General features: G+C 72.0%; 20 protein-coding genes and 1 tRNA gene. 10 read left to right on the plus strand and 11 right to left on the minus strand.

Going from position 1 to position 23,478, the window contains the following annotated elements; all coding sequences use genetic code 11:
* Positions 1-105 precede the first annotated feature (105 nt).
* Together ACZ6B1_RS07090 and glmS are read left to right on the plus strand one after the other, a co-directional pair.
* A complete protein-coding gene (locus ACZ6B1_RS07090; RefSeq protein WP_351665125.1) occupies positions 106-363 on the plus strand; it encodes a hypothetical protein in 258 nt (85 codons plus the stop codon).
* A 26-nt stretch (positions 364-389) separates the two neighbouring features.
* Positions 390-2,207 carry a glutamine--fructose-6-phosphate transaminase (isomerizing) gene (glmS, locus tag ACZ6B1_RS07095; RefSeq protein ID WP_468775711.1) on the plus strand — a complete coding sequence of 606 codons (1,818 nt, stop codon included), beginning with the start codon at positions 390-392 and terminating at the stop codon, positions 2,205-2,207.
* A gap of 233 nt (positions 2,208-2,440) precedes the next feature.
* On the opposite strand, the gene ACZ6B1_RS07100 is transcribed toward glmS, so the two are convergent.
* Positions 2,441-2,968: a universal stress protein gene (locus ACZ6B1_RS07100; RefSeq protein WP_468775712.1), complete on the minus strand. Its 528-nt coding sequence runs from the start codon at positions 2,966-2,968 to the stop codon at positions 2,441-2,443.
* 317 nt (positions 2,969-3,285) lie between these two features.
* On the opposite strand from ACZ6B1_RS07100, the gene ACZ6B1_RS07105 reads away from it, so the two are divergent.
* The 4 genes from ACZ6B1_RS07105 to ACZ6B1_RS07120 all read left to right on the plus strand — a co-directional run bounded on the left by ACZ6B1_RS07105 (position 3,286) and on the right by ACZ6B1_RS07120 (position 6,064).
* The gene (locus ACZ6B1_RS07105; protein ID WP_468775714.1) at positions 3,286-3,543 is read left to right on the plus strand and encodes a hypothetical protein; all 258 of its coding nucleotides are present in this window, start codon (positions 3,286-3,288) and stop codon (positions 3,541-3,543) included.
* Positions 3,544-3,920: 377 nt separating this feature from the next.
* A complete protein-coding gene (locus tag ACZ6B1_RS07110) occupies positions 3,921-5,132 on the plus strand; it encodes a helix-turn-helix domain-containing protein (RefSeq protein ID WP_468775716.1) in 1,212 nt (403 codons plus the stop codon).
* 128 nt (positions 5,133-5,260) lie between these two features.
* Complete coding sequence (orn, locus tag ACZ6B1_RS07115) at positions 5,261-5,863, plus strand: oligoribonuclease (RefSeq protein ID WP_358937845.1); 603 nt, start codon at positions 5,261-5,263, stop codon at positions 5,861-5,863.
* Between the two features lie 128 nt (positions 5,864-5,991).
* A tRNA-His gene (locus ACZ6B1_RS07120) sits at positions 5,992-6,064 on the plus strand.
* Between the two features lie 110 nt (positions 6,065-6,174).
* On the opposite strand, the gene ACZ6B1_RS07125 is transcribed toward ACZ6B1_RS07120, so the two are convergent.
* The 5 genes from ACZ6B1_RS07125 to ACZ6B1_RS07145 all read right to left on the minus strand — a co-directional run bounded on the left by ACZ6B1_RS07125 (position 6,175) and on the right by ACZ6B1_RS07145 (position 12,678).
* On the minus strand, positions 6,175-7,230 hold the full coding sequence (locus tag ACZ6B1_RS07125; protein WP_468775718.1) for a LacI family DNA-binding transcriptional regulator: 1,056 nt from the start codon (positions 7,228-7,230) through the stop codon (positions 6,175-6,177).
* Positions 7,231-7,437: 207 nt separating this feature from the next.
* Entirely contained in the window at positions 7,438-8,895 is a 1,458-nt protein-coding gene (locus ACZ6B1_RS07130) for a GH1 family beta-glucosidase (RefSeq protein WP_468775720.1), read from the minus strand.
* A 63-nt stretch (positions 8,896-8,958) separates the two neighbouring features.
* Positions 8,959-9,879: a carbohydrate ABC transporter permease gene (locus tag ACZ6B1_RS07135; protein WP_468775722.1), complete on the minus strand. Its 921-nt coding sequence runs from the start codon at positions 9,877-9,879 to the stop codon at positions 8,959-8,961.
* Between the two features lie 14 nt (positions 9,880-9,893).
* On the minus strand, positions 9,894-10,892 hold the full coding sequence (locus tag ACZ6B1_RS07140; RefSeq protein WP_468775724.1) for a carbohydrate ABC transporter permease: 999 nt from the start codon (positions 10,890-10,892) through the stop codon (positions 9,894-9,896).
* A gap of 463 nt (positions 10,893-11,355) precedes the next feature.
* The gene (locus ACZ6B1_RS07145; RefSeq protein ID WP_468775726.1) at positions 11,356-12,678 is read right to left on the minus strand and encodes an ABC transporter substrate-binding protein; all 1,323 of its coding nucleotides are present in this window, start codon (positions 12,676-12,678) and stop codon (positions 11,356-11,358) included.
* A gap of 495 nt (positions 12,679-13,173) precedes the next feature.
* Between ACZ6B1_RS07145 and ACZ6B1_RS07150 the strand changes: the two genes are divergently transcribed.
* Together ACZ6B1_RS07150 and ACZ6B1_RS07155 are read left to right on the plus strand one after the other, a co-directional pair.
* Positions 13,174-14,211 (plus strand): LacI family DNA-binding transcriptional regulator, encoded by a 1,038-nt coding sequence (locus tag ACZ6B1_RS07150; RefSeq protein ID WP_468775728.1) that lies wholly within the window; start codon positions 13,174-13,176, stop codon positions 14,209-14,211.
* Between the two features lie 191 nt (positions 14,212-14,402).
* Entirely contained in the window at positions 14,403-15,836 is a 1,434-nt protein-coding gene (locus ACZ6B1_RS07155) for a GH1 family beta-glucosidase (RefSeq protein WP_468775730.1), read from the plus strand.
* Positions 15,837-15,996: 160 nt separating this feature from the next.
* Here ACZ6B1_RS07155 and ACZ6B1_RS07160 read toward each other — a convergent pair whose 3' ends face one another.
* The 3 genes from ACZ6B1_RS07160 to ACZ6B1_RS07170 form a co-directional block, all read right to left on the minus strand.
* Complete coding sequence (locus ACZ6B1_RS07160; RefSeq protein WP_468775731.1) at positions 15,997-17,469, minus strand: glycoside hydrolase family 18 protein; 1,473 nt, start codon at positions 17,467-17,469, stop codon at positions 15,997-15,999.
* 175 nt (positions 17,470-17,644) lie between these two features.
* Positions 17,645-19,021, minus strand: a complete 1,377-nt coding sequence (locus ACZ6B1_RS07165; RefSeq protein WP_468775733.1) for a sensor histidine kinase — start codon at positions 19,019-19,021, stop codon at positions 17,645-17,647.
* Positions 19,018-19,725 (minus strand): response regulator transcription factor, encoded by a 708-nt coding sequence (locus ACZ6B1_RS07170; RefSeq protein ID WP_468775735.1) that lies wholly within the window; start codon positions 19,723-19,725, stop codon positions 19,018-19,020. The genes ACZ6B1_RS07165 and ACZ6B1_RS07170 overlap by 4 nt, the downstream gene beginning before the upstream one ends.
* A gap of 99 nt (positions 19,726-19,824) precedes the next feature.
* Between ACZ6B1_RS07170 and ACZ6B1_RS07175 the strand changes: the two genes are divergently transcribed.
* Positions 19,825-20,349: a hypothetical protein gene (locus tag ACZ6B1_RS07175; protein WP_468775737.1), complete on the plus strand. Its 525-nt coding sequence runs from the start codon at positions 19,825-19,827 to the stop codon at positions 20,347-20,349.
* Between the two features lie 19 nt (positions 20,350-20,368).
* Here ACZ6B1_RS07175 and ACZ6B1_RS07180 read toward each other — a convergent pair whose 3' ends face one another.
* The gene (locus ACZ6B1_RS07180) at positions 20,369-21,238 is read right to left on the minus strand and encodes a spermidine synthase (RefSeq protein WP_468775739.1); all 870 of its coding nucleotides are present in this window, start codon (positions 21,236-21,238) and stop codon (positions 20,369-20,371) included.
* Between the two features lie 34 nt (positions 21,239-21,272).
* A complete protein-coding gene (locus ACZ6B1_RS07185) occupies positions 21,273-21,683 on the minus strand; it encodes a hypothetical protein (protein WP_468775740.1) in 411 nt (136 codons plus the stop codon).
* A gap of 266 nt (positions 21,684-21,949) precedes the next feature.
* On the opposite strand from ACZ6B1_RS07185, the gene ACZ6B1_RS07190 reads away from it, so the two are divergent.
* Complete coding sequence (locus tag ACZ6B1_RS07190) at positions 21,950-23,392, plus strand: hypothetical protein (protein WP_468775742.1); 1,443 nt, start codon at positions 21,950-21,952, stop codon at positions 23,390-23,392.
* Positions 23,393-23,478: the final 86 nt, after the last annotated feature.

A 23,478-nucleotide genomic window follows, 5' to 3' on the forward strand; every position in this document is an offset into this window, starting at 1 on the left:
GATGGACAGCCCGCAAACAGAGCCCCATAAGACTTCCAACAGCCCCCTGCCCGGAATCGGGCAGGATTCTTGCGAAACTCGCGCTCGTACCTCAGGATCTACCGGGTGCACGAGGAACTTGTCGATCATCTGACGCGGTCCACGCCCCTCAGCAGGGGCGAGGCGCTGCGGGTGGTGCAGGACGTGCTCGCCTTTTTCGACGAGACGACGCAGGACTACGTCCGTCGCCGCCACCGCGAGCTGCAGGCCCAGGGCCTGACGAACACGGCGATCTTCGACCGGATCGAGGCGGACCTGAAATACCGGGCGGTGGCGCCGCCGGAGCTGACGCTCAGGCAGCTGCGCCGCATGGTCTACGGCTGAGACGCCAGACTGAGAGATACCTGTATATGTGCGGAATTGTCGGATACATCGGCAAGCGTGACGTGGCTCCACTGCTGCTCGAGGGCCTGCAGCGCCTGGAGTACCGCGGCTACGACTCGGCGGGCATCGTCGTGACGTCCCCGAAGACGGCCGGCCTGCGGATGGTCAAGGCCAAGGGCCGGGTGCGCGACCTGGAGGCCAAGGTCCCGGCGCGCTTCAAGGGCACCACCGGTATCGCCCACACCCGCTGGGCCACCCACGGCGCCCCCTCCGACGTGAACGCCCACCCGCACATGTCGGGCGACAGCAAGGTCGCCGTCGTGCACAACGGCATCATCGACAACGCCGCCGACCTGCGCCGCAAGCTGGAGGCGGACGGCGTCGAGTTCCTCTCCGAGACCGACACCGAGGTCCTCACCCACCTCATCGCCCGCTCCACGGCCGAGAAGCTGGAGGACAAGGTCCGCGAGACCCTCCGGCTGGTCGAGGGGACGTACGGCATCGCGGTGATGCACGCCGACTTCAACGACCGCATCGTGGTGGCCCGCAACGGCTCCCCCGTGGTCCTCGGCATCGGCGAGAAGGAGATGTTCGTCGCATCGGACATCGCCGCCCTGGTCGCCCACACCCGGCAGATCGTCACGCTGGACGACGGCGAGATGGCCACCCTCAAGGCCGACGACTTCCGCACCTACACCACCGAGGGCACCCGTACCAGCGCCGAGCCGACCACCGTGGAGTGGGAGGCGGCGTCGTACGACATGGGCGGCCACGACACGTACATGCACAAGGAGATCCACGAGCAGGCCGACGCCGTGGACCGGGTGCTGCGCGGCCGCATCGACGAGCGGTTCTCCACCGTGCATCTGGGCGGCCTCAACCTGGACGCCCGCGAGGCGCGCCGGATCCGCCGCGTGAAGATCCTCGGCTGCGGCACCTCGTACCACGCGGGCATGATCGGCGCCCAGATGATCGAGGAGCTGGCCCGTATCCCCGCCGACGCCGAGCCGGCCTCCGAGTTCCGCTACCGCAACGCGGTCGTGGACCCCGACACGCTGTACGTCGCCGTCTCCCAGTCCGGTGAGACGTACGACGTGCTCGCCGCCGTGCAGGAGCTGAAGCGCAAGGGCGCCCGGGTGCTCGGCGTGGTCAACGTGGTGGGTTCCGCCATCGCCCGCGAGGCCGACGGCGGCATCTACGTGCACGCCGGCCCCGAGGTCTGCGTCGTCTCGACGAAGTGCTTCACCAACACCACGGTCGCCTTCGCCCTGCTCGCCCTGCACCTCGGCCGCACCCGCGACCTCTCGGTGCGCGACGGCAAGCGGATCATCGAGGGCCTGCGCAGGCTGCCGGAGCAGATCACCCAGATCCTCAAGCAGGAGGAGGACATCAGGCAGCTCGCGGAGAGCTACGCCGACGCCCGCTCCATGCTCTTCATCGGCCGCGTCCGGGGTTACCCGGTGGCCCGCGAGGCCTCCCTGAAGCTCAAGGAGGTCTCCTACATCCACGCCGAGGCCTACCCCGCCTCCGAGCTGAAGCACGGCCCGCTGGCCCTGATCGAGCCGGCCCTGCCGACGGTCGCGATCGTCCCCGACGACGACCTGCTGGAGAAGAACCGCGCGGCCCTGGAGGAGATCAAGGCCCGCAGCGGCAAGATCCTCGCGGTGGCCCACCAGGAGCAGGAGAAGGCCGACCGGACCATCGTGGTCCCGAAGAACGAGGACGAGCTGGACCCGATCCTCCTGGGCATCCCGCTCCAGCTCCTGGCCTACCACACGGCGAAGGCCCTGGGCCGGGACATCGACAAGCCGAGGAACCTGGCGAAGTCCGTCACGGTGGAGTAGCGACTCCCTCCCCCCCCCGACGGAGCGCAGAACGGACCCCCGCGTTGCCACCTCGTAGGCGGGGGTCCGTTCCCGTGCCGCTGCGATCGGCCGGCGGCCGTCACCCGCCGGCTCGCGACACGCCTCGGTGCGATGACCGATGTATGCCCTTCACAAGGGCACAAACACCTCTACGCGCGAGTAGTTTCGCGCTGCACAAAGGAAGTTGACGAAGCGTCGGTGAGGAGCGGGCCTCAGGGGATGACGATGACCGGCCGCTGCGCCCGCTTGGCGAGCCGCCCGGCCACGGAGCCGAAGATCCGGCCCACGATGCCGTGGGTGGTGCCGACCACGATCGCGTCGGCCTCGTACTCCCGCCCCACCTCTTCGAGTTCGTGGCAGATGTCACCGCCGCGCTCGACGAGGATCCAGGGCACCTCGGCCAGATAGTCCGCGCAGGCCAGTTCGAGACCGAGCACCTCGGTGCGGTGGTCCGGCACGTCGACGAAGACGGGCGGCTCGCAGCCGGCCCACACGGTGGTGGGCAGCCGGTTGGCCACGTGGACGATGATCAGTCCCGAGCCGGAGCGGTGGGCCATGCCGATCGCGTAGGCGAGGGCGCGCTCACTGGAGGTCGAGCCGTCGAAGCCGACGACCACGCCGTGCAGGAAGGCGGGATCGCAGGACGGGCGTGGCTCTGGCGCCGCCAGGGGCTCGGCCGCCGTGGGATCGGCGACGGGCCGCTTGCGGTCCGCGGGTTCGAAGAATTCGTGACCGGCCATGGCTGTCTCGGCGTTGTGATCCTTGTGATCGGGCGGGAGGGACATCGGGCGGTGGAGCTGTGTCCGGGATTCGTCTTCCCCACCCCATACCCCCAAGGGTACGGCGGCACGCCTCCTCTGCCCAGTTCCCGCACACGCTCCGTGAGCGGGCCCCCGGATGTCCGTGGGGTTCCCCGGAGCATGCACGAGCGGCGCCCGTAACGCAATGGTTGCTGCCTCGTACAGGCGGTTTGCACAGCATGAACGGAGCAGCGGCCGGTGACCGACGGATCGAACGGGCGTTGATCTCCGTGAGCCACCGCCACAGGGAGTACGAGTTGCCCGGACCGAGATCCACCACCGACCCTCGTCCCGCCCCGGACACCGCGAGCGACGTGATCCGCTGGGCGGCCTTCAGCTGCGTCCTCGTTCCCGTGGTCCTCGTCTGGTACGGCACCTCGCTCGGCGGCGCGGCCGGCACCGCCTTCGGACTCGCCGCCGTCACGGCCGCCTGCCGGGTGCTGCTGCGGCGGTCCGAACGTTGCGCCGCGCAAAGAGGCGGACGTCACACCAGAGGAGAGACACCGGTCGACTGACCGGTTTCCGTACCCTCGAGCGCTTCTTTTCGGCCAACTTCCGGATACCGCCTCGGAGGGGTCCCCACCACCCCCCAACCCCCGTTCCACCTGCACGGAAAGGGTCCGGGCCGGCCTCCGCACCCTACGCGGTTTGGCCACTGCGACAAGGCGCACTTCCCTGCACGCCCCACGAGTGCAACGCTTCGTGATCGAATGCTTCACGCCAAGTTGTCATGTCGACAATGTCCGGCGTGTCGAACTGGCCACCGTCAGACCGCGGTAGCCAGTAGATTCGATCTTGATGTCTTACGGCGGGGGACTCGTGCAGGACCGAGGGGAAACGTGCAGGAGCGACACAACCGAGGAGCCGCGACCACCGAGGGGGGCTTAGCAGGATGAGCCACGACTCCACTGCCACGCCGGAAGCCGCGGCCCGGAAACTGTCCGGGCGCCGCCGCAAGGAGATCGTCGCGGTGCTGCTGTTCAGCGGCGGCCCCATCTTCGAGAGTTCCATACCTCTTTCGGTGTTCGGGATCGACCGCCAGGACGCCGGAGTACCGCGCTACCGACTGCTGGTGTCCGCCGGCGAGGAGGGCCCGCTGCGGACCACGGGGGGCCTGGAACTCACCGCGCCACATGGGCTCGAGGCGATCTCACGCGCCGGGACGGTCGTCGTACCGGCCTGGCGTTCGATCACCTCGCCGCCACCGGAGGAGGCGCTCGACGCGCTGCGCCGGGCCCACGAGGAGGGCGCCCGCATCGTCGGGCTGTGCACGGGCGCGTTCGTCCTCGCGGCGGCCGGCCTGCTGGACGGACGGCCGGCGACCACCCACTGGATGTACGCGCCGACGCTGGCCAAGCGCTATCCGTCGGTGCACGTGGACCCGAGAGAGCTGTTCGTCGACGACGGCGACGTCCTGACGTCGGCGGGTACGGCGGCCGGGATCGATCTCTGTCTCCACATCGTGCGGACGGACCACGGCAACGAGGCGGCCGGCGCGCTCGCCCGGCGCCTGGTGGTCCCGCCGCGCCGGTCGGGCGGCCAGGAGCGCTACCTCGACCGGTCTTTACCGGAGGAGATCGGCGCCGACCCGCTCGCCGAGGTCGTCGCCTGGGCACTGGAACACCTCCACGAGCAGTTCGACGTGGAGACCCTGGCGGCACGCGCCTACATGAGCCGCCGTACGTTCGACCGCCGGTTCCGCTCGCTCACCGGCAGCGCGCCCCTGCAGTGGCTGATCACCCAGCGGGTGCTCCAGGCGCAGCGGCTGCTGGAGACGTCGGACTACTCCGTGGACGAGGTGGCGGGCCGTTGCGGCTTCCGCTCCCCGGTCGCGCTGCGCGGGCACTTCCGCCGCCAGCTCGGCTCGTCCCCGGCGGCCTACCGCGCGGCCTACCGGGCCCGCCGGCCGCAGGGCGAGCGGCACGGTGAGACGGAGATCCCGATGCAGCCCGGGCCGGGCGGGCCCGGCCTGGCCGGCGCCGGGCCGATCGGCCACGCGCCGCCGGTGCTGCACCCGGACCGCGAGAGCGGGGTGCCGATGCAGAGCCGCCGGCAGGCGGCGGGCGCGGTGAGCCTGCTGCCGGGGCCGCGCAGCGGGAGCTGAGCGAGGGCGGGATGGGAGGGGCGGAGCGCGGCTCCGCCCCTCTTCCGCCTTCGCCCTTCTGTGCGCACACCGACAAGGTCGCCGCACGCCCGGTCCGGCCCGGGGCGGCGCGCCGTAAGGTGAGACACATGAACGATCGCATGGTGTGGATCGACTGCGAGATGACCGGCCTCTCGCTGTCCGACGACGCGCTCATCGAGGTGGCCGCCCTCGTCACCGACTCCGAGCTGAACGTGCTCGGCGAAGGGGTGGACATCGTCATCCGCCCGCCGGACTCGGCACTGGAGACGATGCCGGAGGTGGTGCGCGAGATGCACACCGCGTCCGGGCTGCTGGAGGAACTGGCCGGCGGCACCACGCTCGCCGACGCCGAGGCGCAGGTCCTCGCCTACGTCCGCGAGCACGTCAAGGAGCCGGGCAAGGCCCCGCTGTGCGGCAACTCCGTCGGCACCGACCGCGGTTTCCTGCTGCGCGACATGCCGACCCTGGAGGACTACCTCCACTACCGCATCGTCGACGTCTCCTCGATCAAGGAGCTGGCCCGCCGCTGGTATCCCCGGGCCTACTTCAACAGCCCGGAGAAGAACGGCAACCACCGCGCCCTCGCCGACATCCGCGAGTCGATCGCCGAGCTGCGCTACTACCGCGAGGCCGTCTTCGTCCCGCAGCCCGGCCCGGACTCCGACACCGCCAGGGCGATCGCCGCCAAGCACGTCCTTCCCGCACGGTAGGACCCCGGGGCCGGCGCCCCGGGACCGACCCGGGACCCGCGCGAAAACCCGTGCGCGAGCACCCCTTCGGACCCTGTAGACTTCTTCTCGGCCGGTCGGGGAGAGCACTCCTCGAACTGCCGGTCATGGTGGGTGTAGCTCAGCTGGTAGAGCACCTGGTTGTGGTCCAGGATGCCGCGGGTTCGAGTCCCGTCACTCACCCTGAGTAATCAGCCGGTGACTCCGTCGAAGGACGAAGTCACCGGCTGATTCGTTTTCGCGCCCGCCTCGCGGTGGCGGACGACACGCGTCACCCGCCCCCGGGAGGGGCGTCACGACGACGCCCGGCCCACCAGTTCCGTGGGCAGTACCGCGTGGTGGGGCCGCGGGGCGCGGGTGGTGGCCGGGCGGCGGCCGGCGATCTCGGTGAGGAGCAGGTCGATCATGGCGCGGCCCATCTCCTCGATCGGCTGGCGGACGCTGGTCAGCGGCGGGTCCATGTGCCGGGCGATGGCCGAGTCGTCGTAGCCGACCAGGGCCACGTCGCCGGGGACGCTGCGGCCTGCCTCGCGCAGCACCTGCCGGGCGCCCGCGGCCATGACGTCGGAGCCCGCGAAGACGGCGTCCAGGTCCGGGTGGCGCTCGAGCAGGGTCGCCATGGCCCGCCGGCCGCCCTCGTCGGTGAAGTCGCCGGGTTCGATCAGATCCTCGTCCACGGGCAGGCCCGCGTCACGCAGGGCGTCGCGGTAGCCGTCGACCCGGCGCTGGGCTCCGTAGACGTCGAGGCGGCCGGTGATGTGGGCGATCCGGCGACGGCCCCGGGACATCAGGTGCTCCACCGCGGACCGGGCGCCGCCGTAATTGTCCGAGTCCACCGAGGTCAGCGTCTCGGCGGCGGAGCGGGGACCGCTGATCACCGCGGGGATCTCGAGCTGGGACAGCATGTCCGGCAGGGGGTCGTCGGCGTGCACCGAGACCAGTAGGACGCCGTCGACGCGATGGGCGGCCAGATACTGGGCGAGCCGCTGCCGCTCCCGGTCGCTGCCCGCGAAGATGAGCAGCAACTGCATCTCACTGTCGGAGAGTTCGGCGCCGACGCCGCGCAGCATGTCGGAGAAGTACGGCTCCGAGAAGAAGCGGGTCTCCGGCTCCGGCACCACCAGCGCGATGGCGTCGGTGCGGTTGGCCGCGAGGGCCCGCGCCGCGGTGTTGGGCACGTAGCCGAGTTCCGCGACGGCCGCCTCCACCGCGGCGCGGGTCGCCTCGCTCACCCGGGGCGAGCCGTTGATCACCCGTGAGACCGTGCCTCTGCCGACACCGGCACGTGCGGCGACCTCTTCCAGCGTCGGCCGCCGACTGCTCCGGCTCCGCTCTCCGTTGACTGGCATGGTCTCCGCCTCCCGCTCACAACCGACCGGCCGGGGGATTGTCCGCTACCGTCCGGCCAGGAATGTAACCGAGATCCCACAGCACCCGCTCTCATCATCCCGCGCCCGTGGCACCCGCGGAGCCGGGCCCCCGGCGGGCGGCCCGGCGCACGGCGCGGGGTGCCGCCGCGGTCGCGGCGGCTCCCCCGGCCGGGCCGTGGGCGGACGTCACATCCGCGGGCCGGCGTCCGGCAGCGCGTTGCGGCGGATCACGTCGGCGTACCAGTGGGCGCTGGCCTTGGGGATACGGCGCTGGGTGCCGTAGTCGACGTAGACGGCGCCGAACCGCTTCGAGTAGCCGTAGGACCACTCGAAGTTGTCCAGCAGCGACCACAGGAAGTAGCCCCGGACGTCGACGCCGTCGGCGATGGCGCGCCGGACCGCGTCCAGGTGGCCGCGGAGATAGGCGATCCGCTGCGGGTCGTTCACCTTCCCCTCGGGGGAGACGTAGTCGTCGAAGGCGGCGCCGTTCTCGGTGACCATCAGCGGCAGTCCGGGGTGCGCCGCCGCGGTGCCGGCCAGCAGGGTGTGCAGCCCGTCCGCGTCGATGGCCCAGTTCATCGCCGTCAGCTCGTCGTTGGCGAGGTGGAAGGAGACGTCCTCGGAGCCGGTCCACGGCGAGTGGTCGCTGGCCCCGTGACCGTCGTTCTTGGTGGCGCCGGCGCCGTCGGCGGGCCGGGAGACCACGGTCGGCGAGTAGTAGTTGACGCCGAGCACGTCGATCGGGCGGGAGATCTCGGCGAGGTCGTCGCCGCGCACCAGCTCGTCCCAGTCCACGATGCGGGCGGTGTCCGCCAGCAGGTCCTCCGGGTAGGCGCCGTCGAGGATCGGGCCGGTGAAGATCCGGTTGCCGACCGCGTCGATGCGGCGGGCCGCCTCGACGTCCCCGGCGGCGTCCGTGAGCGGGCGCACCTGGTGCAGGTTGAGGGTGATGGAGAGCTGCGCGGAACCGGGCAGGACCGAGCGCAGCGCCCCGACCGCGCGGCCGTGCGCCAGATTGAGGTGGTGGGCGGCGCGCAGGGTGGCGGCCGGGTCGGTACGGCCGGGCGCGTGCACGCCGGATCCGTAGCCGAGGAAGGCCGAGCACCACGGTTCGTTGAGCGTGGTCCACACCCCGACGCGGTCCCCGAGGGCCCGGCCCACCGTCTCGGCGTACTCGGCGAAGCGCTGCGCGGTGTCCCGCTGCGGCCAGCCGCCCGCGTCCTCGAGCTCCTGGGGCAGGTCCCAGTGGTAGAGGGTGGCGACGGGGGTGATGCCGGCCTCGAGCAGCTCGTCGGTGAGGCGGCGGTAGAAGTCGAGGCCGCGTTCCACGGCGGGCCCCCGCCCGGTGGGCTGCACCCGGGACCAGGAGACGGAGAACCGGTACGCCTGCAGGCCCAGGTCCTTCATCAGCGCCACGTCGTCGCGGTACCGGTGGTAGTGGTCGGCGGCGATGTCGCCGGTGTCGCCGTTGCGCACCCTGCCGGGCGTGTGGCTGAAGGTGTCCCAGATGGAGGGTGTGCGTCCGTCCTCGGCGGCCGCGCCCTCGACCTGGTAGGCGGCGGTGGCCGCGCCCCAGACGAAACCGGGCGGGAAGGAGAGGTCCGCGGCCGGCCGGGTCGTCGGCTCGGGTCGTACAGCGGTCATGGTGAGAGCGCTCCCAAAGTGGCGTGTGGAAAGGTCGGTCTGCTGCCCGCGACGGCCGTGCCGTCAGCCCTTGACGGCGCCCGACATGATGCCCCCGACGATCTGCTTGCCGAAGATCACGAAGACCAGCAGCAGCGGAAGTGTGCTGATCAGCGCGCCGGCCATGACGATGCTCTGGTCGGGGGTGTAGGAGGCGCTGAGCTGGCCGAGCGCCACCTGGATGGTGGGGTTCTGCTGGTTCAGGGCGAGGAAGGGCCAGAAGAAGTCGTTCCACGCCTGCACGAAGGTGAGCATCCCGAGCACCATCATGGCGGGCCGGGCCACGGGCAGGACCACGCTCCACACGATGCGGAAATTGGTCGCGCCGTCCACCTTGGCGGCCTCGATCAGCTCGTAGGGCAGGGCCTCCAGCAGGTACTGGCGCATGAAGAAGACGCCGAAGGCGCCGACCAGGGTCGGGAAGATCACCGACTCCAGCTTCCCGCCCCACCCGATGTCCGACATCATCATGAACAGCGGGACGACGCTGAGCTGCGGCGGGATGGTCAGGGTGGCGATGACCGCGGTCATCAGGAAGCCGCGGCCGCGGAAGCGCATCTTGGCGAAGGCGTAGCCGGCCAGCGTGCAGAAGAAGAGGGTCGCCGCGGTGATGCAGCCGGCCACGATGACGCTGTTGACGATGGCCTTGCCCAGGTTGGCCTGCTCCCAGGCGGCCTGGAGGTTGCTCCACAGCCTGCCGCCCGGCAGCAGCGGCGGCGGGCTGTCGAGGACCCGCTGCTGGTCGTGCGAGGCGGCCACCAGGGTCCAGTACAGCGGGAAGATCGATCCCAGGCCGACGATGACGAGGGCCGCGTAGGTGAAGGGTCCACCCTTGAGCTGCTGGCCGGCGCCGAGCCTGAGGCGGGCGCGGCCGCCGCTGCCGGGGGCGGACGGAGGGGCCGGGGTGAGGTCGGCCGCGGTCTTGATGGGACTGGTCGTGGTCATCGAAGTCGCTCCCGTCAGGCCGCGCTCTTGCGCACGAACCGGCCGACGATCCAGTTGATCAGGGCGATCAGCAGCAGCAGGACGAGCATCGCCCAGGCCACGGCGGCGGCCGGACCCAGGTGCCCCAGCTTCCAGCCGTAGTTGAAGAGGTAGATGCTGAGGGTTTCGTACTGGTGCTCGCTGCCGCCGATGGACCCGAGCGTTCCGCCCTGCAGCAGCAGCGGCTCGCCGAACAGCTGCATGGAGCCGATGGTCGAGATGACGATGGTGAACAGGATCGTCGGCCGCAGCGAGGGGATCGTCACCTTGCGGAACTGCTGCCACCGCGACGCGCCGTCGATCGAGGCGGCCTCGTACAGATCGGTCGGCACCGCCTGCATGGCCGCCAGGTAGATCAGGGCGTTGTAGCCCGTCCAGCGCCAGATCACGATGACCGAGATGGCGATCTTGGACGTCCACTCGCCGTTGCCCCAGTCGATGTTGTCGACACCGGCGAAGTGCAGCACCCAGTTGAGGATGCCGCCGTCCGCACGGAAGACGAGGGCGAAGACCAGCGCCGCGGTCGCCACCGAGGTGGCGTACGGGGTGAGGATGAGCGTCCGCCAGAACGTGCTGGCCCGCAGCTTGTAGTTGAGCAGATGGGCCAGGCCGAGCGCCACGAGGAGCTGGGGGACGGTCGATATGACGCCGATGACGAAGGTGTTGGCGACCGCGGTCCAGAACTCCGAGTCCTGGAGGATCCGGGAGAAGTTGTCCCAGCCGACCCACTCGGACTGGCCGAGGCTGGTCATCTCGACCCGGTGCAGGGCGATCCAGCCGGTGTAGAGGAGCGGGTAGAGCCCGAAGGCTCCGAAGATGAGGAAGAAGGGCGCGATGTAGGCGTAGGGCGAGGCCAGGTCGTCGAGGCGCCACAGCCGGCTGCGCCAGGTGCGGGGGCCGGGTCCGTTCGACACGGCGCCGGAATCGCCGGGCGGCGGGCTGTACGCGCCCCGGGCGGGGGTTGTTGTTGCCACGGAGGAGTCCTTGTCTGCAGGTTTTCGGCCGGATACGGGGCGGGCGCGGTGTCCACCGACCGCGCGCCGGCCCCCGTCCCGCGCGCCACGGCGGCCGGTACGGTACCGAGCCGCCCGGCCGGCATCCAGAGCCAGGTGTCCCGGATCCGATCCGCGGGCCCCGGTCCACCGGCCCCGGTCCACCGGCCCCGGTCCGCCGGGCGCGGCTTGCGGGCGCGGCTTCATGGCCGGCGCCGCGATGGTGCGGTGGCCGGGCCGGCGCCCGGATCCGCCTGGGTGCCGGGCACCGGATCCGATCTGGGCGCCGGACGCCGGGGGCCGCCGCGTCGGCGGCACCGTGCCGCCGCCCGGGTACCGGTGGGCCCTCGCGGTCACGGCACCGGCGCGGCGGGACCCGGCCGGCCCGGCCGCCCGCGCGGGCGCGGGGCGGGCGGTCCGAGGGACCGGCCCGCCCCGGCGCGCGTCAGCCGATCGCCTTGTCGATCGTCTCGGTCGCGGCCTTCCATGCGTCGGCGGGCTTGGTGCCCCGCTGCTCCATGTTGTTGATCTGCGTCGAGATCGTGTCCTTGATCACGGCGTCCTTCGGGCCGAGCACCGCCTCGGGGATGGACTTGGCCTCATCCGCGTAGATCTCGCCGATCGGGGCGTTGTTGAAGTAAGGGAGCTTCGCGCTCTTCACGTCGGCCAGCTCGTAGGCGCCCTGGTTGGACGGGAAGACGCCGATCGCCTTGAACACGGCGGCCTGCTGCTCGGGCGCCGTCAGCCACTTGACCAGCTCGGTGGCCTCCTTGACGTGCTTGCCGCCCTGCGGGACCGCCAGGAAGGAGCCGCCCCAGTTGGCCGCCGTGGAACCGGGGGCGCGGGAGATGTCCCACTTGCCCTTGAAGGCGTCACCGGAGTTGGTGGAGATCTGGCCGGCCATCCAGGCCGGGCACGCCACCGTGGCCACGCTGCCCTTGCGCAGCGCCGCCGTCCAGGCGTCGGTGAACTGCGGCAGACCGTGGGTCAGCTTCTTGGACGCGGCCTCGGCGGAGAGGTCCCAGCCCTGCTGCACCGACGCGCTGTCCTTGTAGACCGGCTTGCCGTCGGTGCCGTAGTACTGCTTGTCCGAGGAGCTGACGACCGCGTTGAACATGGCGCTCGCGGAGTCCATGAAGTAGGTGCCGGACGGCGCCTTCTTCTTGTACTGCTCGCCGAGCTTGAGGTAGTCCTCCCAGCCGCCCGCTATCGCCTTGGCGACGTCCTCGCGGTCGGTGGGCAGGCCCGCCTTCTCGAACAGGTCACGGCGGTAGCACAGCGACATCGGGCCGATGTCGGTGCCGGCGCCCACGACCTTGCCGTCCTTCGTGGTGGCCTGCTTCTCCTTCCAGGAGACCCAGTCCTTCACGTCGATCGACTTGCTCAGGTCGGCGAACTTGTCCGCCTGGGTGTCGACGACCTCCTTGATACGGCCGACCTCGATACCGGTGACGTCTCCCAGACCGCTGCCCGTGTTCAGCTGCTGAAGGAGCTTGGGGTAGTAGTCCTGCTCGTTGGCGGTGACCTCTTCCTTCACCGTGATCTTCGGGTGGAGCTTGTGGTACTTGGCGAACAGATCGGCCTCCTTGTAGCCGAACTGCCCGAAGTCGGCCACGGTGAGCGTGATCGAGCCGTCGGACGAGGCGTCCGAGTCGTCGTCACTGCTGCAGCCCGTCAGCAGCAGGGCCGATGCCGTCAGGACCGTGGTGGCGAGGGCCGCCGCTCTGCGACGGCGACCGCCTCCGCCGTCGGTACCGGTGATGCGCATTCCACTACTCCTTGTTCCGGTGGGAAACGGGACCCCAGGAAGCAGACCGCCAAGGATCGGCGGCCCGGACCTGCCCTCTCGATTTCGAGCAGCGGCCGGCTCACTGCACGCGACGTGCGGTGCAAAGGCGCTGGTCAACGGTGTGTCATGCGAGGTAGAGGGAAAGGCCATCAGTGCTTTGATCCGCGCGAGTCGAGCCCCGGAACCTCCCGTGGGACCGCTCCCACGCGGCATGCCGGAAGACTCCTTGCTCTGGGGGTCGGGTGTCAAGACTTGAAAACACCGTTGTTGCCTGAGCGTGTCCCAGACGTCACGTGAACGTGTCACTGAATCCCCCGCCCCGCTCTGGACATCCACCCGTCACCCGCTGGATCTACGCTGGTCACAGGGATGATCTTCGCTCCGGTCCGGCGGACGGCCCGGACGGGGCGGCCGGTGGCGGAACACGCTGGGCCACAATGGGGCGCCCCCTTGCCGCACACCGGAAGGTGAACGATGAGCCACGCCCAGCCGCCCGAAGCGCTCGGGGTCCGGCGCCCGACGCTGAACGTCGTGGCCGCTCGGGCGGGTGTCGGCCGTGGCACGGTGTCCCGGGTGCTCAACGACTCCCCCAAGGTGAGCGATCGGTCCCGGGCCGCGGTGGAGAAGGCGATCGCCGAACTCGGCTACGTCCCCAACCGCGCCGCGCGCTCCCTGGCCACACGCCGTACCGACGCCGTGGCCCTGGTCGTCCCGGAGGCCGAGAGCCGGCTGTTCGCGGAGCCGTACTTCTCGGGCATCATCCGGGGCGCCTCCGCGCGACTCACCCACGCCGGCATGCAGTTGCTGCTGGTGCTCGCGCGCGACGGGAAGAAGCACCGGCGCCTGGCCTCGTACCTGACCGCCCAACGGGTGGACGGCGTACTGATGGTGGCGGTCCACCGCGACGACACCCTCCCGGATCTGCTGGAGGAGCTGTCCGTGCCCACCGTGCTGGCCGGGCGGCGCGGCGATCCGGAACCGCTCGGCCATGTCCGCGCTGACAACGGCGGCGGCGCCCGGAGCGCGGTCCAGCACCTGCTCGACAGGGGGCGGCGCACCATCGCCACGATCACCGGGCCCCTGGACATGGACGCGGCCCGGACCCGGCTCGACGGCTACCGCGAGGCGCTGCGGACCGCGGGAGTCGCGGTGGACGAGGAACTGATGGAGCAGGGCGACTTCACCGAGGAGGGCGGGCGGGCGGCGATGCGCGAGCTGCTGCTGCGGCGCCCCGGGCTCGACGCGGTGTTCGCGGCCTCCGACGTGATGGCCTCCGGGGCGGTGCTCGAACTGCGCGCCGCGGGCCGGCGGGTCCCGGACGACGTGGCCGTCGTCGGCTTCGACGACTCGATCGTGGCGCGGCACATCGACCCTCCGCTGACCAGCGTCCGCCAGCCGATGGAGGAGATGGGGCGCGCCATGGCGGATCTGCTGCTGGACGAGATCGCGGGGCGGGCGGGCCGGCGCGAGGTGGTCCTGCCGACCCGGCTGGTCGTGCGGGAGTCGGCCTGAGGCCGTCCGCGCCGCGCGGTCCGGCCGCGAGCCGGAACCGTGCGCGAGCCGCGAACCGGAACCGGTAACGGGCCATGAGTCGGGCCCCGGGCCGGCCGCAAGCTGTGAAAACCCATAGGGGGCGGGTGGGGGCTTCCGCATGGGAGCGCTCCCATGCACAATGGGGCGCAGCCGATCCGGGGAGTCCTTCCATGACAGAGCCCTTGCCGCCCGAGACCTTCCCTCCCGCCTTCCTCTGGGGCGCCGCGACGTCCGCGTACCAGATCGAGGGCGCGGTGCGGGAGGGTGGCCGAACTCCTTCGATCTGGGACACCTTCAGCCACACCCCCGGCAGAACGGCGGGCGGTGAGACCGGGGACATCGCCGTCGACCACTACCACCGCTACCGCGAGGACGTGGCGCTGATGGCGGAGCTGGGCCTGACCGCCTACCGCTTCTCCGTCTCCTGGTCCCGGGTGCAGCCGACCGGCCGGGGCCCGGCGGTCCAGGTGGGCCTTGACTTCTACCGCCGCCTGGTGGACGAGCTGCTGGCGCACGGCATCAAGCCGGCGATCACCCTCTACCACTGGGACCTGCCCCAGGAGCTGGAGGACGCGGGCGGCTGGCCGGAGCGGGACACCGCCCACCGGTTCGCCGAGTACGCGCGGCTGGTCGGCGAGGCCCTCGGCGACCGGGTGGAGCAGTGGATCACGCTCAACGAGCCCTGGTGCAGCGCCTTCCTGGGCTACGGCTCGGGCGTGCACGCCCCCGGGCGCACCGATCCGGCGGCCGCCCTGCGTGCGGCCCATCACCTCAACCTGGCGCACGGCCTGGGCACGGCGGCCCTTCGCTCGGTGCTGCCTGCCCACGGCCAGATCGCGCTCAGCCTCAACTCCTCGGTGGTGCGCCCGCTTTCCCAGAGCCCGGCCGATCTGGCGGCGGCCCACCGGATCGACAACCTGGCCAACGGCGTCTTCCACGGACCGGTCCTGCACGGCGCCTACCCGGAGACACTGTTCGCCGAGACCGCCTCCGTCACCGACTGGTCGTTCGTGCTGGACGGGGACCTCCGCACGACCAGGGCGCCGCTGGACGCGCTGGGCCTGAACTACTACACCCCGACCCTGGTCTCGGCGGCGGACGGCAGGGCCACGGGCCCCCGGGTGGACGGTCACGGCACCGGCGAGCACTCCCCCTGGCCGGCCGCCGACGACGTGCTGTTCCACCAGACGCCGGGCGAGCGGACCGGGATGGGCTGGACCGTCGACCCCACCGGGCTGCATGAACTGATCACGCGCTACTCGCGCGAGGCGCCGGGCCTGCCGCTGTACATCACGGAGAACGGCGCGGCCTACGACGACAAGCCCGACGCCGAGGGCCGGGTGCACGACCCCGAGCGCATCGCCTATCTGCACGGCCACCTGGCGGCGGTCCGCCGGGCCGTCGCCGACGGTGCCGACGTCCGCGGCTACTACCTGTGGTCCCTGCTGGACAACTTCGAGTGGGCGTACGGCTACGACAAGCGGTTCGGCGCGGTGTACGTGGACTACACGACGCTGGAGCGCACCCCGAAGTCGAGCGCCCGCTGGTACGGCGAGGTGGCCCGGACGGGCACGCTGCGGGCGGCGGCGGAGCCGGTGGTCTGAGGGACCGTCCGGTGGCCCGAGGGCGCCGGACGGCGTGGGCGCGGCACCCGGATAGGGGGTGCCGCGCCCTCGTCATGCGCCGTGCGCGGGTTGCCGGTGCGGCCACAGTGGCCAATGCGGCCGCTGTAGCCGCCTGGCGGCCGTGGCCGCCGTGGCCGGCTCAGTTGAAGGCGCCGAAGGCCTTGGCGAAGGCGAACTTGTCCTGGGGGATGGAGCTGCAGGTGGCGTCGGCGGTGGGCTTGGTGCCGCCGTCGCACTGCTTGTCACGGGTCGCGGACCACATGGAGAGCCAGCCGAGGCCCTTGGACTTGGCGAAGTTCACGAGCTGCGTGGCGTCGTCGACCCTGAAGACCTCGGCGGAGACGTCGTTGACACCGATCATCGGGGTGACCGCGACCGTCTTCCAGGCGGCCGCGTCGGACAGCCCCAGCACGCTCTTGACCTGGGCCTGGGTCGCGGTGGCGGCCTGCTCGGCGTAGGTGCCCATGTCACCGCTGTAGGCGGGGCCGTAGTCCATCGCCATGATGTTGACGGTGTTGATCCTCACGCCGTTGGACTTGGCGTTGGACAGGAGGTTCACGCCGTCCTGGGTCAGGCCCTCGGGCATCACCGGCAGGGTGAAGGAGACGTCCAGGTCCGGGTGCTGGGCCTGGAGTTTGGCGATGGCCTGGGCCCGGCGGGTGTTGGCCGCGGTGTTGGGCAGCGCGCCGCCCTCGACGTCGAAGTCGACCTTGGTCAGCTTGAAGGCGTCCACGGCCTTGCCGTACGCCGCCGCCAGGGCGTCCGCCGAGGAGCAGGTGGTGGCCAGCTCCGAGCCGGAGGCGCCGCCGAAGGAGACCCGGACGTCGCCGCCCTTGGCGCGCAGGGAGCCTATCTGCGCGGCCACCGCGTCGCCGGTGAGGTCGCTGACGCCGCCCCACTTGGGGGTGCAGCCGCCGCCGTCGGTGACGAAGGCGAGGTTGAAGTTCTTCACGCCGGTCGCGTCGGCCGCGGCGAGGAGGTCGAAGGCCGGGTAGAGGGAGGTGTCCACGTAGGGGGCGAAGCCAGCCGAGGCGGTGGTGCCGGTGCCCGTGCTCTGCGAGGGGGTCGGGGTCGCGCTCTGGGTGGGGGTGGCGCTTCGAGTGGGGGTGGCGCTCTGGCTCGGCGTCGCGCTGGGGGCCGGGGTCTGGGTCTGGGTCGGGCGGCCGCTCGGCTCGGGGGTGGCGCCGTCGTCCGCGGAACACCGCGCGTCGTCGACCCGGCAGCCCGTCGGGTCGCCCTTGCCGTTGACCACGAAGCCGACGGTGACCGACTTGCCCACGGCCAGGCCGTCGGTGTCCCACTTCGCGGGCTTCACGGTGACGTGCTGACCGCTGACGTCGGCCTCGGCGTTCCACAGGGAGCCGAGCTTCGCGCCCGCGGGCAGGTCGAACTCCAGCGTCCAGGTCTTCTCCGTCCGGCCGCTGTTGTTGGTGACGACGTACTGCGCGGTGTAGCCCGTCGACCAGTCGCTGGTCTTCGTGTACGCGGCGTTGACCCCGGCCGCGTTCGCCGTGCCGGTGAGCAGGAGGGCGCCGCCACCGATCACGGCCGCGGCCACCACGGAGCCGATCGCCTTGTTCCTGCCACTGATCCTGCGCCGGTGCGTGCTCATGCGCGTGCCTGCCTTCGCTGTTCACGGGGGGTGGGGTGCGGCAGCACGCTAGCGAGCCGGAAACGGGCAAACGGGCCTATGGGGACGGCCGTCGCGGTCCTTAGGGTGCGCTTAAGGAAGGGATCGGGGACGGTTAAAGGTCGAGACCAATCCGTGGTCCGGTGCGAACGGAGCGTCAGCGGGCGCCCGCCGGCCGCCGGCGTCGGCGCACGCTCCCCCGGTGCCCCCGGCCGGCCTGCTTCCGTCCGTCGAGCTGGAACCAGATCCGCACCTCGGTCCCGCCCAGCACCGAGGAGCCGATACGCACGTCACCGCCGGTGGCCTCGGCGAGGCGGCGCACGATGTCCAGGCCGAGCCCGGTCGAGCCCGCGCTGCCGGAGCCACGGCCGCGGGCCATCGCCGCCTCGGGGTCGGGTATGCCGGGGCCCGCGTCGGAGATCAGCACGATCACCGCGTCCTCCGCGTTGTGCACGTCGACCGCGAAAGCGGTGCCCTCGGCCGTGTGCCGGAAGACGTTGCCGAGCAGCGCGTCGAGGGCGGCGGCCAGATCGGCGCGGGCCACGGGTATGCGCACCGGCCTCTCGACCCCGGCCACCCGCCATTTGCGGCCCTCGTCCTCGGCGAGCGCGGACCAGAACTTCATCCGCTCGCGCACCACTTCGGCCGCGTCGCAGCCGGCGCCCGCACCGGCGGCAATGGTCTGCGGCTTGGCCTCCCGGGCGGTGCGGATGATGGTGTCGACCTCCCCCTCCAGCTGGGCGACGGCCGCCCGGGTCTGATCGGCGGCGGGCCCGGCGCCGAGGGAGGCGGCGTTCAGCCGGAGCACGGTCAGCGGGGTGCGCAGCCGGTGCGACAGGTCGGCCGCCAGCTCGCGCTCGTTGGCCAGCAGTTGAACGACCTGGTCGGCCATGGAGTTGAACGCGACCGCCGCGAGCCGCAGTTCGGTCGGCCCCTCCTCCGGCACCCGGCCGCCCAGCTTGCCCTCGCCCAGCTCGTGCGCACCTTCGACCAGCCGTTGCGCGGGCCGCACCATGCGCACCCCGAGCCGGTCGGCGACCGCGACCGAGCCGACGATCAGCGCGAGACCGACCGCCGCGAGCACCGCCCATGCCGTGCCGACGCCGTTGCTCGTCTCGGACTCGGGCACGTACACCTCGACGACCGCGATCGCGCCGGAGCCGAGCGCGACCGGCTGCAGCAGCGTGGAGCCGCCGGGGACGGAGGTGGTGGAGGCACGGCCCAGTTTCCGTACGGCCACGACGTCCTTGGCGGCGGCGCGCCGCCGGCCGAGGTCGAGTGCTCCGCGGCCGCCGTCGGCGGGCAGGTGCACGGCCAGACCGGAGTCGGCGCCGGCCGAGGCCACCACCCGTTCCAGCTTGTCCCGGTCGGTGGTGATGGACAGCGCGGGGGCGACCGCGGCGGCCTCCCGCTCGGCGTTGGAGAACGCCCGGTCGCGGGCCATCTCCTTCACGACCAGCCCGAGCGGTACGGCGAAGGCGACCACGACCATGGTGGTGACCGCCAGGCACACCTTGACCAGAGCCCATCTCATCGCGTCGGCTCCCCTCCTGCGGGCGGCTCCAGCTTCACGCCGACACCCCGGAGGGTGTGCAGATAGCGCGGCCGGGCCGCGGTCTCCCCCAGCTTGCGACGCAGCCAGGAGAGATGGACGTCGATCGTCTGGTCGTCGCCGTAGGACTGCTGCCACACCTCGGCGAGTAGTTCCTTGCGGGCCACGACGACCCCGGGGCGGCCGGCGAGGAAGGCGAGCAGGTCGAACTCGCGGCGGGTCAGGTCGAGCCGGGCGCCGTCCAGTTCGGCCTGTCGGCGCAGCGGGTCGACGGTGAGCCCGCCGACCCGCAGGACGCTGGAGGGCGGTGCCTCCCCGCCGGTGGACCGGGCCCGGCGCAGCACGGCCGCCATGCGGGCCGACAGGTGCTCGACCGAGAACGGCTTGGTCAGGTAGTCGTCCGCCCCCGCGTTGAGCAACCGGACGATCTCCGCCTCGTCGTCCCGCGCGGTGGCGATGATGACGGGCACGTCCGTGATGCCACGCAGCATCTTCAGGGCCTCGGAGCCGTCCAGGTCGGGCAGTCCGAGGTCCAGGATGACCACGTCGAAACGGAGATGGGCGACCTCACGCAGCGCCTCCAGTGCCGTACCGACGCTGCGCACGGTGTGTGAGGCGTCGGTCAGGTGCCGGATGAGCGCCGAGCGTACGAACTGGTCGTCCTCGACCACGAGCACACTTGCCATGCGCCGCACCGTACGCCATGCGGCCAACGCCGGTGCCCCGCCTGTGGATGACCCGGGGCGAGTGCGCATCCCGGTGCCCCTGGGGCAGTATGGCCCGCGATGCGCAGAGGACTCGTACACGTACTGGCATGGCTGCTCGCCACGGGCGCGGCGGTCACGCTGTCGTGGTGGGGTGTGCACACGGTCATGGCCGGCACGGCGTACGACCCGCCGCGTGCCCTGCCGATCACGGCGGCCGACACCACCACGCAGCGCTCGAAGCCGGCGGGTTCGCCGACCGCCCGGCCGTCCCGGTCGAAGAGCCCGACGGCCGAGCCGCCGGCCGGCACGCCTTCCCGGACCCCGTCCCGCACCGCCGGCCACTCCCCGTCCGCCTCCCCCACCGCCGGCCCCACAGCCTCGGGCCGGGTCAAGGCCTACGACACCGACGGCGGCCGGGCGGTCTTCGACCTGGGCACGGCCGACGCGACGCTCGTCTCGGCGACCCCGGGCACCGGCTGGTCGATGCAGGTGTGGAACACGGAGAGCTGGATCCGGGTGGAGTTCAGCCGGGACGCCGACCGGGTGTCGGTGTTCTGCACCTGGCACGACGGTCCGCCGCGCGTCGAAGTGGGCACGTACTGAAGGACCGTGAGGAAGACGGTCAGCGGAAGACCGAGGGCGGCGGGGCCGGGGAGGCCACCGCCGCGTCGTCCGTGACGGGGGCGGCGCCGCCGGTGAAGTCGGTGAGCTGCTTTCCGTGTTCGACCCGGGCGGGGTGCGGGTCGGAGGCGGCGCGACGGGTGAGTTCGGCGAGCGGCAGCGGCAGTCCGGAGGCGGCCAGGACGGCGTTGCCGAAGCGCTTGCCGCGCAGCACGGCCGGGTCCGCGATCAGCGCGAGTTCCGGGAAGCGTGCGGCGGCGGTGGCTATCTGGCCGCGCAGGTGGGCGAGCGGCGGGCCGTCGGCGACGTTGGCGGTGTAGACACCGGAGGGCTTCAGGGCCCTGCGGACCTCGTCCAGGAACTCGGTGGAGGTGAGGTGGGCGGGGGTCCGGGCGCCGCTGAAGACATCGGCGATGATCAGGTCGGCCCAGCCGTCCGGGACCTTGGCCAGGCCCTCGCGGGCGTCCGTCGACCGCACCCGTATGCGCGCGTTCGGATCCAACGGCAGCTCTCGCCTCACCAGTTGGACGAGGGCGGCGTCCCGCTCGACGACCTGCTGGGTGGAGCGTGGCCGGGTGGCGGCGACGTAGCGGGCGAGCGTGAGGGCGCCACCGCCCAGATGCACGGCGTGCACCGGCCGGCCGGGCGGCGCGGCGAGGTCGATGACATGACCGAGCCGGCGCTGGTACTCGAAGGAGAGGTACGCGGGGTCGTCCAGGTCCACGTGCGACTGGGGTGCCCCGTCGATCAGCAGTGTCCGGGCGCGGGGGCGGTCGGGGTCGGGCACGAGCTGTGCGAGCCCGCCGTCGACGGTTTCCGTGACGGCCTGTGCGTCGGCCGGCCTGCGCCGGTTGTTCCTGGACCTGCCCATCGGTCCATTTTCGCAGGCGGCCCGGGCGGGTGCTTCACCGGCAGTTGTCGGCCGCCTCGATCAGCCGGGCCGCCTCCCCGAGGGCCCGGCGCAGCACCGCGGGGTCGGTCGCGAGGTCGGCCTCGCCGGGCGGCAGCAGCCAGTCCGAGCCCGCCACCGGTGGCTCGGGGTTGAGTCTGAGCCCGCGCCCGTCGGTCTCCGTGCAGGTGCTGCCCGGCACGTCCCAGCAGGCGGCGGTGCCGGCGGGGACCAGGAAGCCGAGGGTGTCGCAGCCGTCGTCGTGCAGCACGGGGCCCACGGTCTCCGGCCCGCCGCGCCGGAGGATGTCGACGGCCTCCAGCCCCTGCCGGGTCGGCACCGTCACGAGGTCGCAGGTCGCGTCACCCTCCGTCGCGGACGGTGGGGCACCCGGTGTACAGGGATCGTTGCTCTGGCTGGTCTCCATGCCGACCTCCACCACGCTGCACGTTTGCGGTCCGTGGAGTCCAACGCGCGTGCGCGTCAACGGCTACGGCACAAGTGCGCCGCAAAGGATGGCAGTTCATGGCAGATCGTGGATGAGATATCCGTTTTGTAGCTAAACACTGCGTGGCGGGTCCGACACAGCGGGTACGTTCTTGCTCGCCGGAACCAGGGTGTCACACGGACAACTCAGCCCGAATCCACCTTGGATCCGGCATGGTTCGACGGTTCGCACGAGAGGACCCGGCCATGGCGTCGTCAACGGAGACCTCGTCACAGCCCGAACGGCCCGCACGGCCGAACCTGGCCTTCCGGCAGCTGCGCGGCCGGCACTCGCCGGCCGAGTTCGCGGCGCTGGTGCGGCGGGCCGCACGCGAGATCGGCGAGCGGGTGAGCTGTGACGCGCGCTACGTCGGCAGGGTCGAGGCAGGTGAGATCCGCTGCCCGAACTACGCGTACGAACGGGTGTTCCTGCACATGTTCCCCGGCCGCACGCTCACCGACCTCGGCTTCGCACCGCGCTCGTCCGTCCGCGGCCGCGCGGCGCGAACGGCATCCGGGGCACCCCCGGCGTTCGGTACCACTGAGACGCGTGGGGCCCATGAGCCGTATGACACGCAGGACCCGTACGACCCGCACGAGAACGACCACCTGAACCACGAGGAGAGCGACGTGCTGCGTCGCGCATTCATGACCGGCGGAGGCGCCACGGTGGCCGCCGCCACGCTGGGCCCGCTGGGGCTCACCGCCGACGCCACGGCGGCGGTCCGTCCGCCGCGCCGCGTCGGCTCCCCCGAGGCGGCCGCCCTCGAGGAGGCCGTCCGCCGCATCCGACTGCTCGACGACCGGCACGGCGCGGACGGCCTGTACCGGCGCGCGGCCGCCCCGCTGCGCGCCGCCTACGCGCTTCTGGACGCGGGCGCGACCCGGCAGACGACCGCCGAGCGACTGCACTCGGGCGCCGGTGAACTGGCCATCTCGGTGGGCTGGCTGGCCCATGATTCCGGCCGCTTCGACGACGCCCGCTCGCACTACGCCGAAGCACTGGCCACCGCCCGGATGACCGGCGACCCGGCCCTCGAGGCGCACGCCTTCTGCAACACCGCGTTCCTGGCCCGCGACGCCGGCCGTCCCCGGGAGGCGGTACGCGCCGCGCAGGCCGCGCGCCGCGCCGCCGCTCCTCTGGGCTCGCCCCGGCTGATGTCCCTGCTCGCGCTGCGCGAGGCGGGCGGCTGGGCGGGGCTCGCCGACCGCACGGGCTGCGAACAGGCGCTGGCGCGGGCGCAGGCCCTCTTCGAGCGGGGCCACTCGGACGCCGACCCCGAGTGGATGAGCTTCTACGGGGAGGCCGAGCTGGAGGGCCTGGAGGCGCAGTGCTGGTCGACGCTGGGCGACTGGCGGCGCGCGGCCCGGCACGCCCGCCGGGCGGCCCACCTCCAGGACCCCCACTTCACCCGCAACATCGCCCTCTACACCGCCGAACTGGCCGACGACCTGGCCCGTGAGGGCCGCCCGGACGAGGCGGCGGCGGCCGGTCTGCGCGTCCTGGACCTGCTCACCCAGGTCCAGTCCTCCCGCATCCAGACCATGCTGGCGGGCACGGCCCGGGTCCTGCTCCCCCACCGCCGCGCCTCAGGTGTCTGCGACTTCCTGGACCGCCACGCCTCGACTCCCCGAGCGGGCAGGGGGTAGGCCCACCGCCCGCGGCCGGGCGGGCACACGTGCGTGTGCCCGCCCGGCCGCGGGCAGGCTTCGCATCCCCGTCGCCCGACAGCGCC

This window comes from Streptomyces sp. NPDC041129 (genome assembly GCF_055592265.1).

What these genes read in the sequence shown, in the direction of transcription:
- ACZ6B1_RS07160 (WP_468775731.1), bottom strand. Translation starts at nt 17,469, where the DNA reads ATGAGCACGCACCGGCGCAGGATCAGTGGCAGGAACAAGGCGATCGGC.
- ACZ6B1_RS07125 (WP_468775718.1), bottom strand. Translation starts at nt 7,230, where the DNA reads ATGCCAGTCAACGGAGAGCGGAGCCGGAGCAGTCGGCGGCCGACGCTG.
- ACZ6B1_RS07145 (WP_468775726.1), bottom strand. Translation starts at nt 12,678, where the DNA reads ATGCGCATCACCGGTACCGACGGCGGAGGCGGTCGCCGTCGCAGAGCG.
- ACZ6B1_RS07190 (WP_468775742.1), top strand. Translation starts at nt 21,950, where the DNA reads ATGGCGTCGTCAACGGAGACCTCGTCACAGCCCGAACGGCCCGCACGG.
- ACZ6B1_RS07175 (WP_468775737.1), top strand. Translation starts at nt 19,825, where the DNA reads ATGCGCAGAGGACTCGTACACGTACTGGCATGGCTGCTCGCCACGGGC.
- glmS (WP_468775711.1), top strand. Translation starts at nt 390, where the DNA reads ATGTGCGGAATTGTCGGATACATCGGCAAGCGTGACGTGGCTCCACTG.
- ACZ6B1_RS07110 (WP_468775716.1), top strand. Translation starts at nt 3,921, where the DNA reads ATGAGCCACGACTCCACTGCCACGCCGGAAGCCGCGGCCCGGAAACTG.
- ACZ6B1_RS07185 (WP_468775740.1), bottom strand. Translation starts at nt 21,683, where the DNA reads ATGGAGACCAGCCAGAGCAACGATCCCTGTACACCGGGTGCCCCACCG.
- ACZ6B1_RS07165 (WP_468775733.1), bottom strand. Translation starts at nt 19,021, where the DNA reads ATGAGATGGGCTCTGGTCAAGGTGTGCCTGGCGGTCACCACCATGGTC.
- ACZ6B1_RS07135 (WP_468775722.1), bottom strand. Translation starts at nt 9,879, where the DNA reads ATGACCACGACCAGTCCCATCAAGACCGCGGCCGACCTCACCCCGGCC.
- ACZ6B1_RS07100 (WP_468775712.1), bottom strand. Translation starts at nt 2,968, where the DNA reads ATGGCCGGTCACGAATTCTTCGAACCCGCGGACCGCAAGCGGCCCGTC.
- ACZ6B1_RS07170 (WP_468775735.1), bottom strand. Translation starts at nt 19,725, where the DNA reads ATGGCAAGTGTGCTCGTGGTCGAGGACGACCAGTTCGTACGCTCGGCG.
- orn (WP_358937845.1), top strand. Translation starts at nt 5,261, where the DNA reads ATGAACGATCGCATGGTGTGGATCGACTGCGAGATGACCGGCCTCTCG.
- ACZ6B1_RS07150 (WP_468775728.1), top strand. Translation starts at nt 13,174, where the DNA reads ATGAGCCACGCCCAGCCGCCCGAAGCGCTCGGGGTCCGGCGCCCGACG.
- ACZ6B1_RS07155 (WP_468775730.1), top strand. Translation starts at nt 14,403, where the DNA reads ATGACAGAGCCCTTGCCGCCCGAGACCTTCCCTCCCGCCTTCCTCTGG.
- ACZ6B1_RS07130 (WP_468775720.1), bottom strand. Translation starts at nt 8,895, where the DNA reads ATGACCGCTGTACGACCCGAGCCGACGACCCGGCCGGCCGCGGACCTC.
- ACZ6B1_RS07180 (WP_468775739.1), bottom strand. Translation starts at nt 21,238, where the DNA reads ATGGGCAGGTCCAGGAACAACCGGCGCAGGCCGGCCGACGCACAGGCC.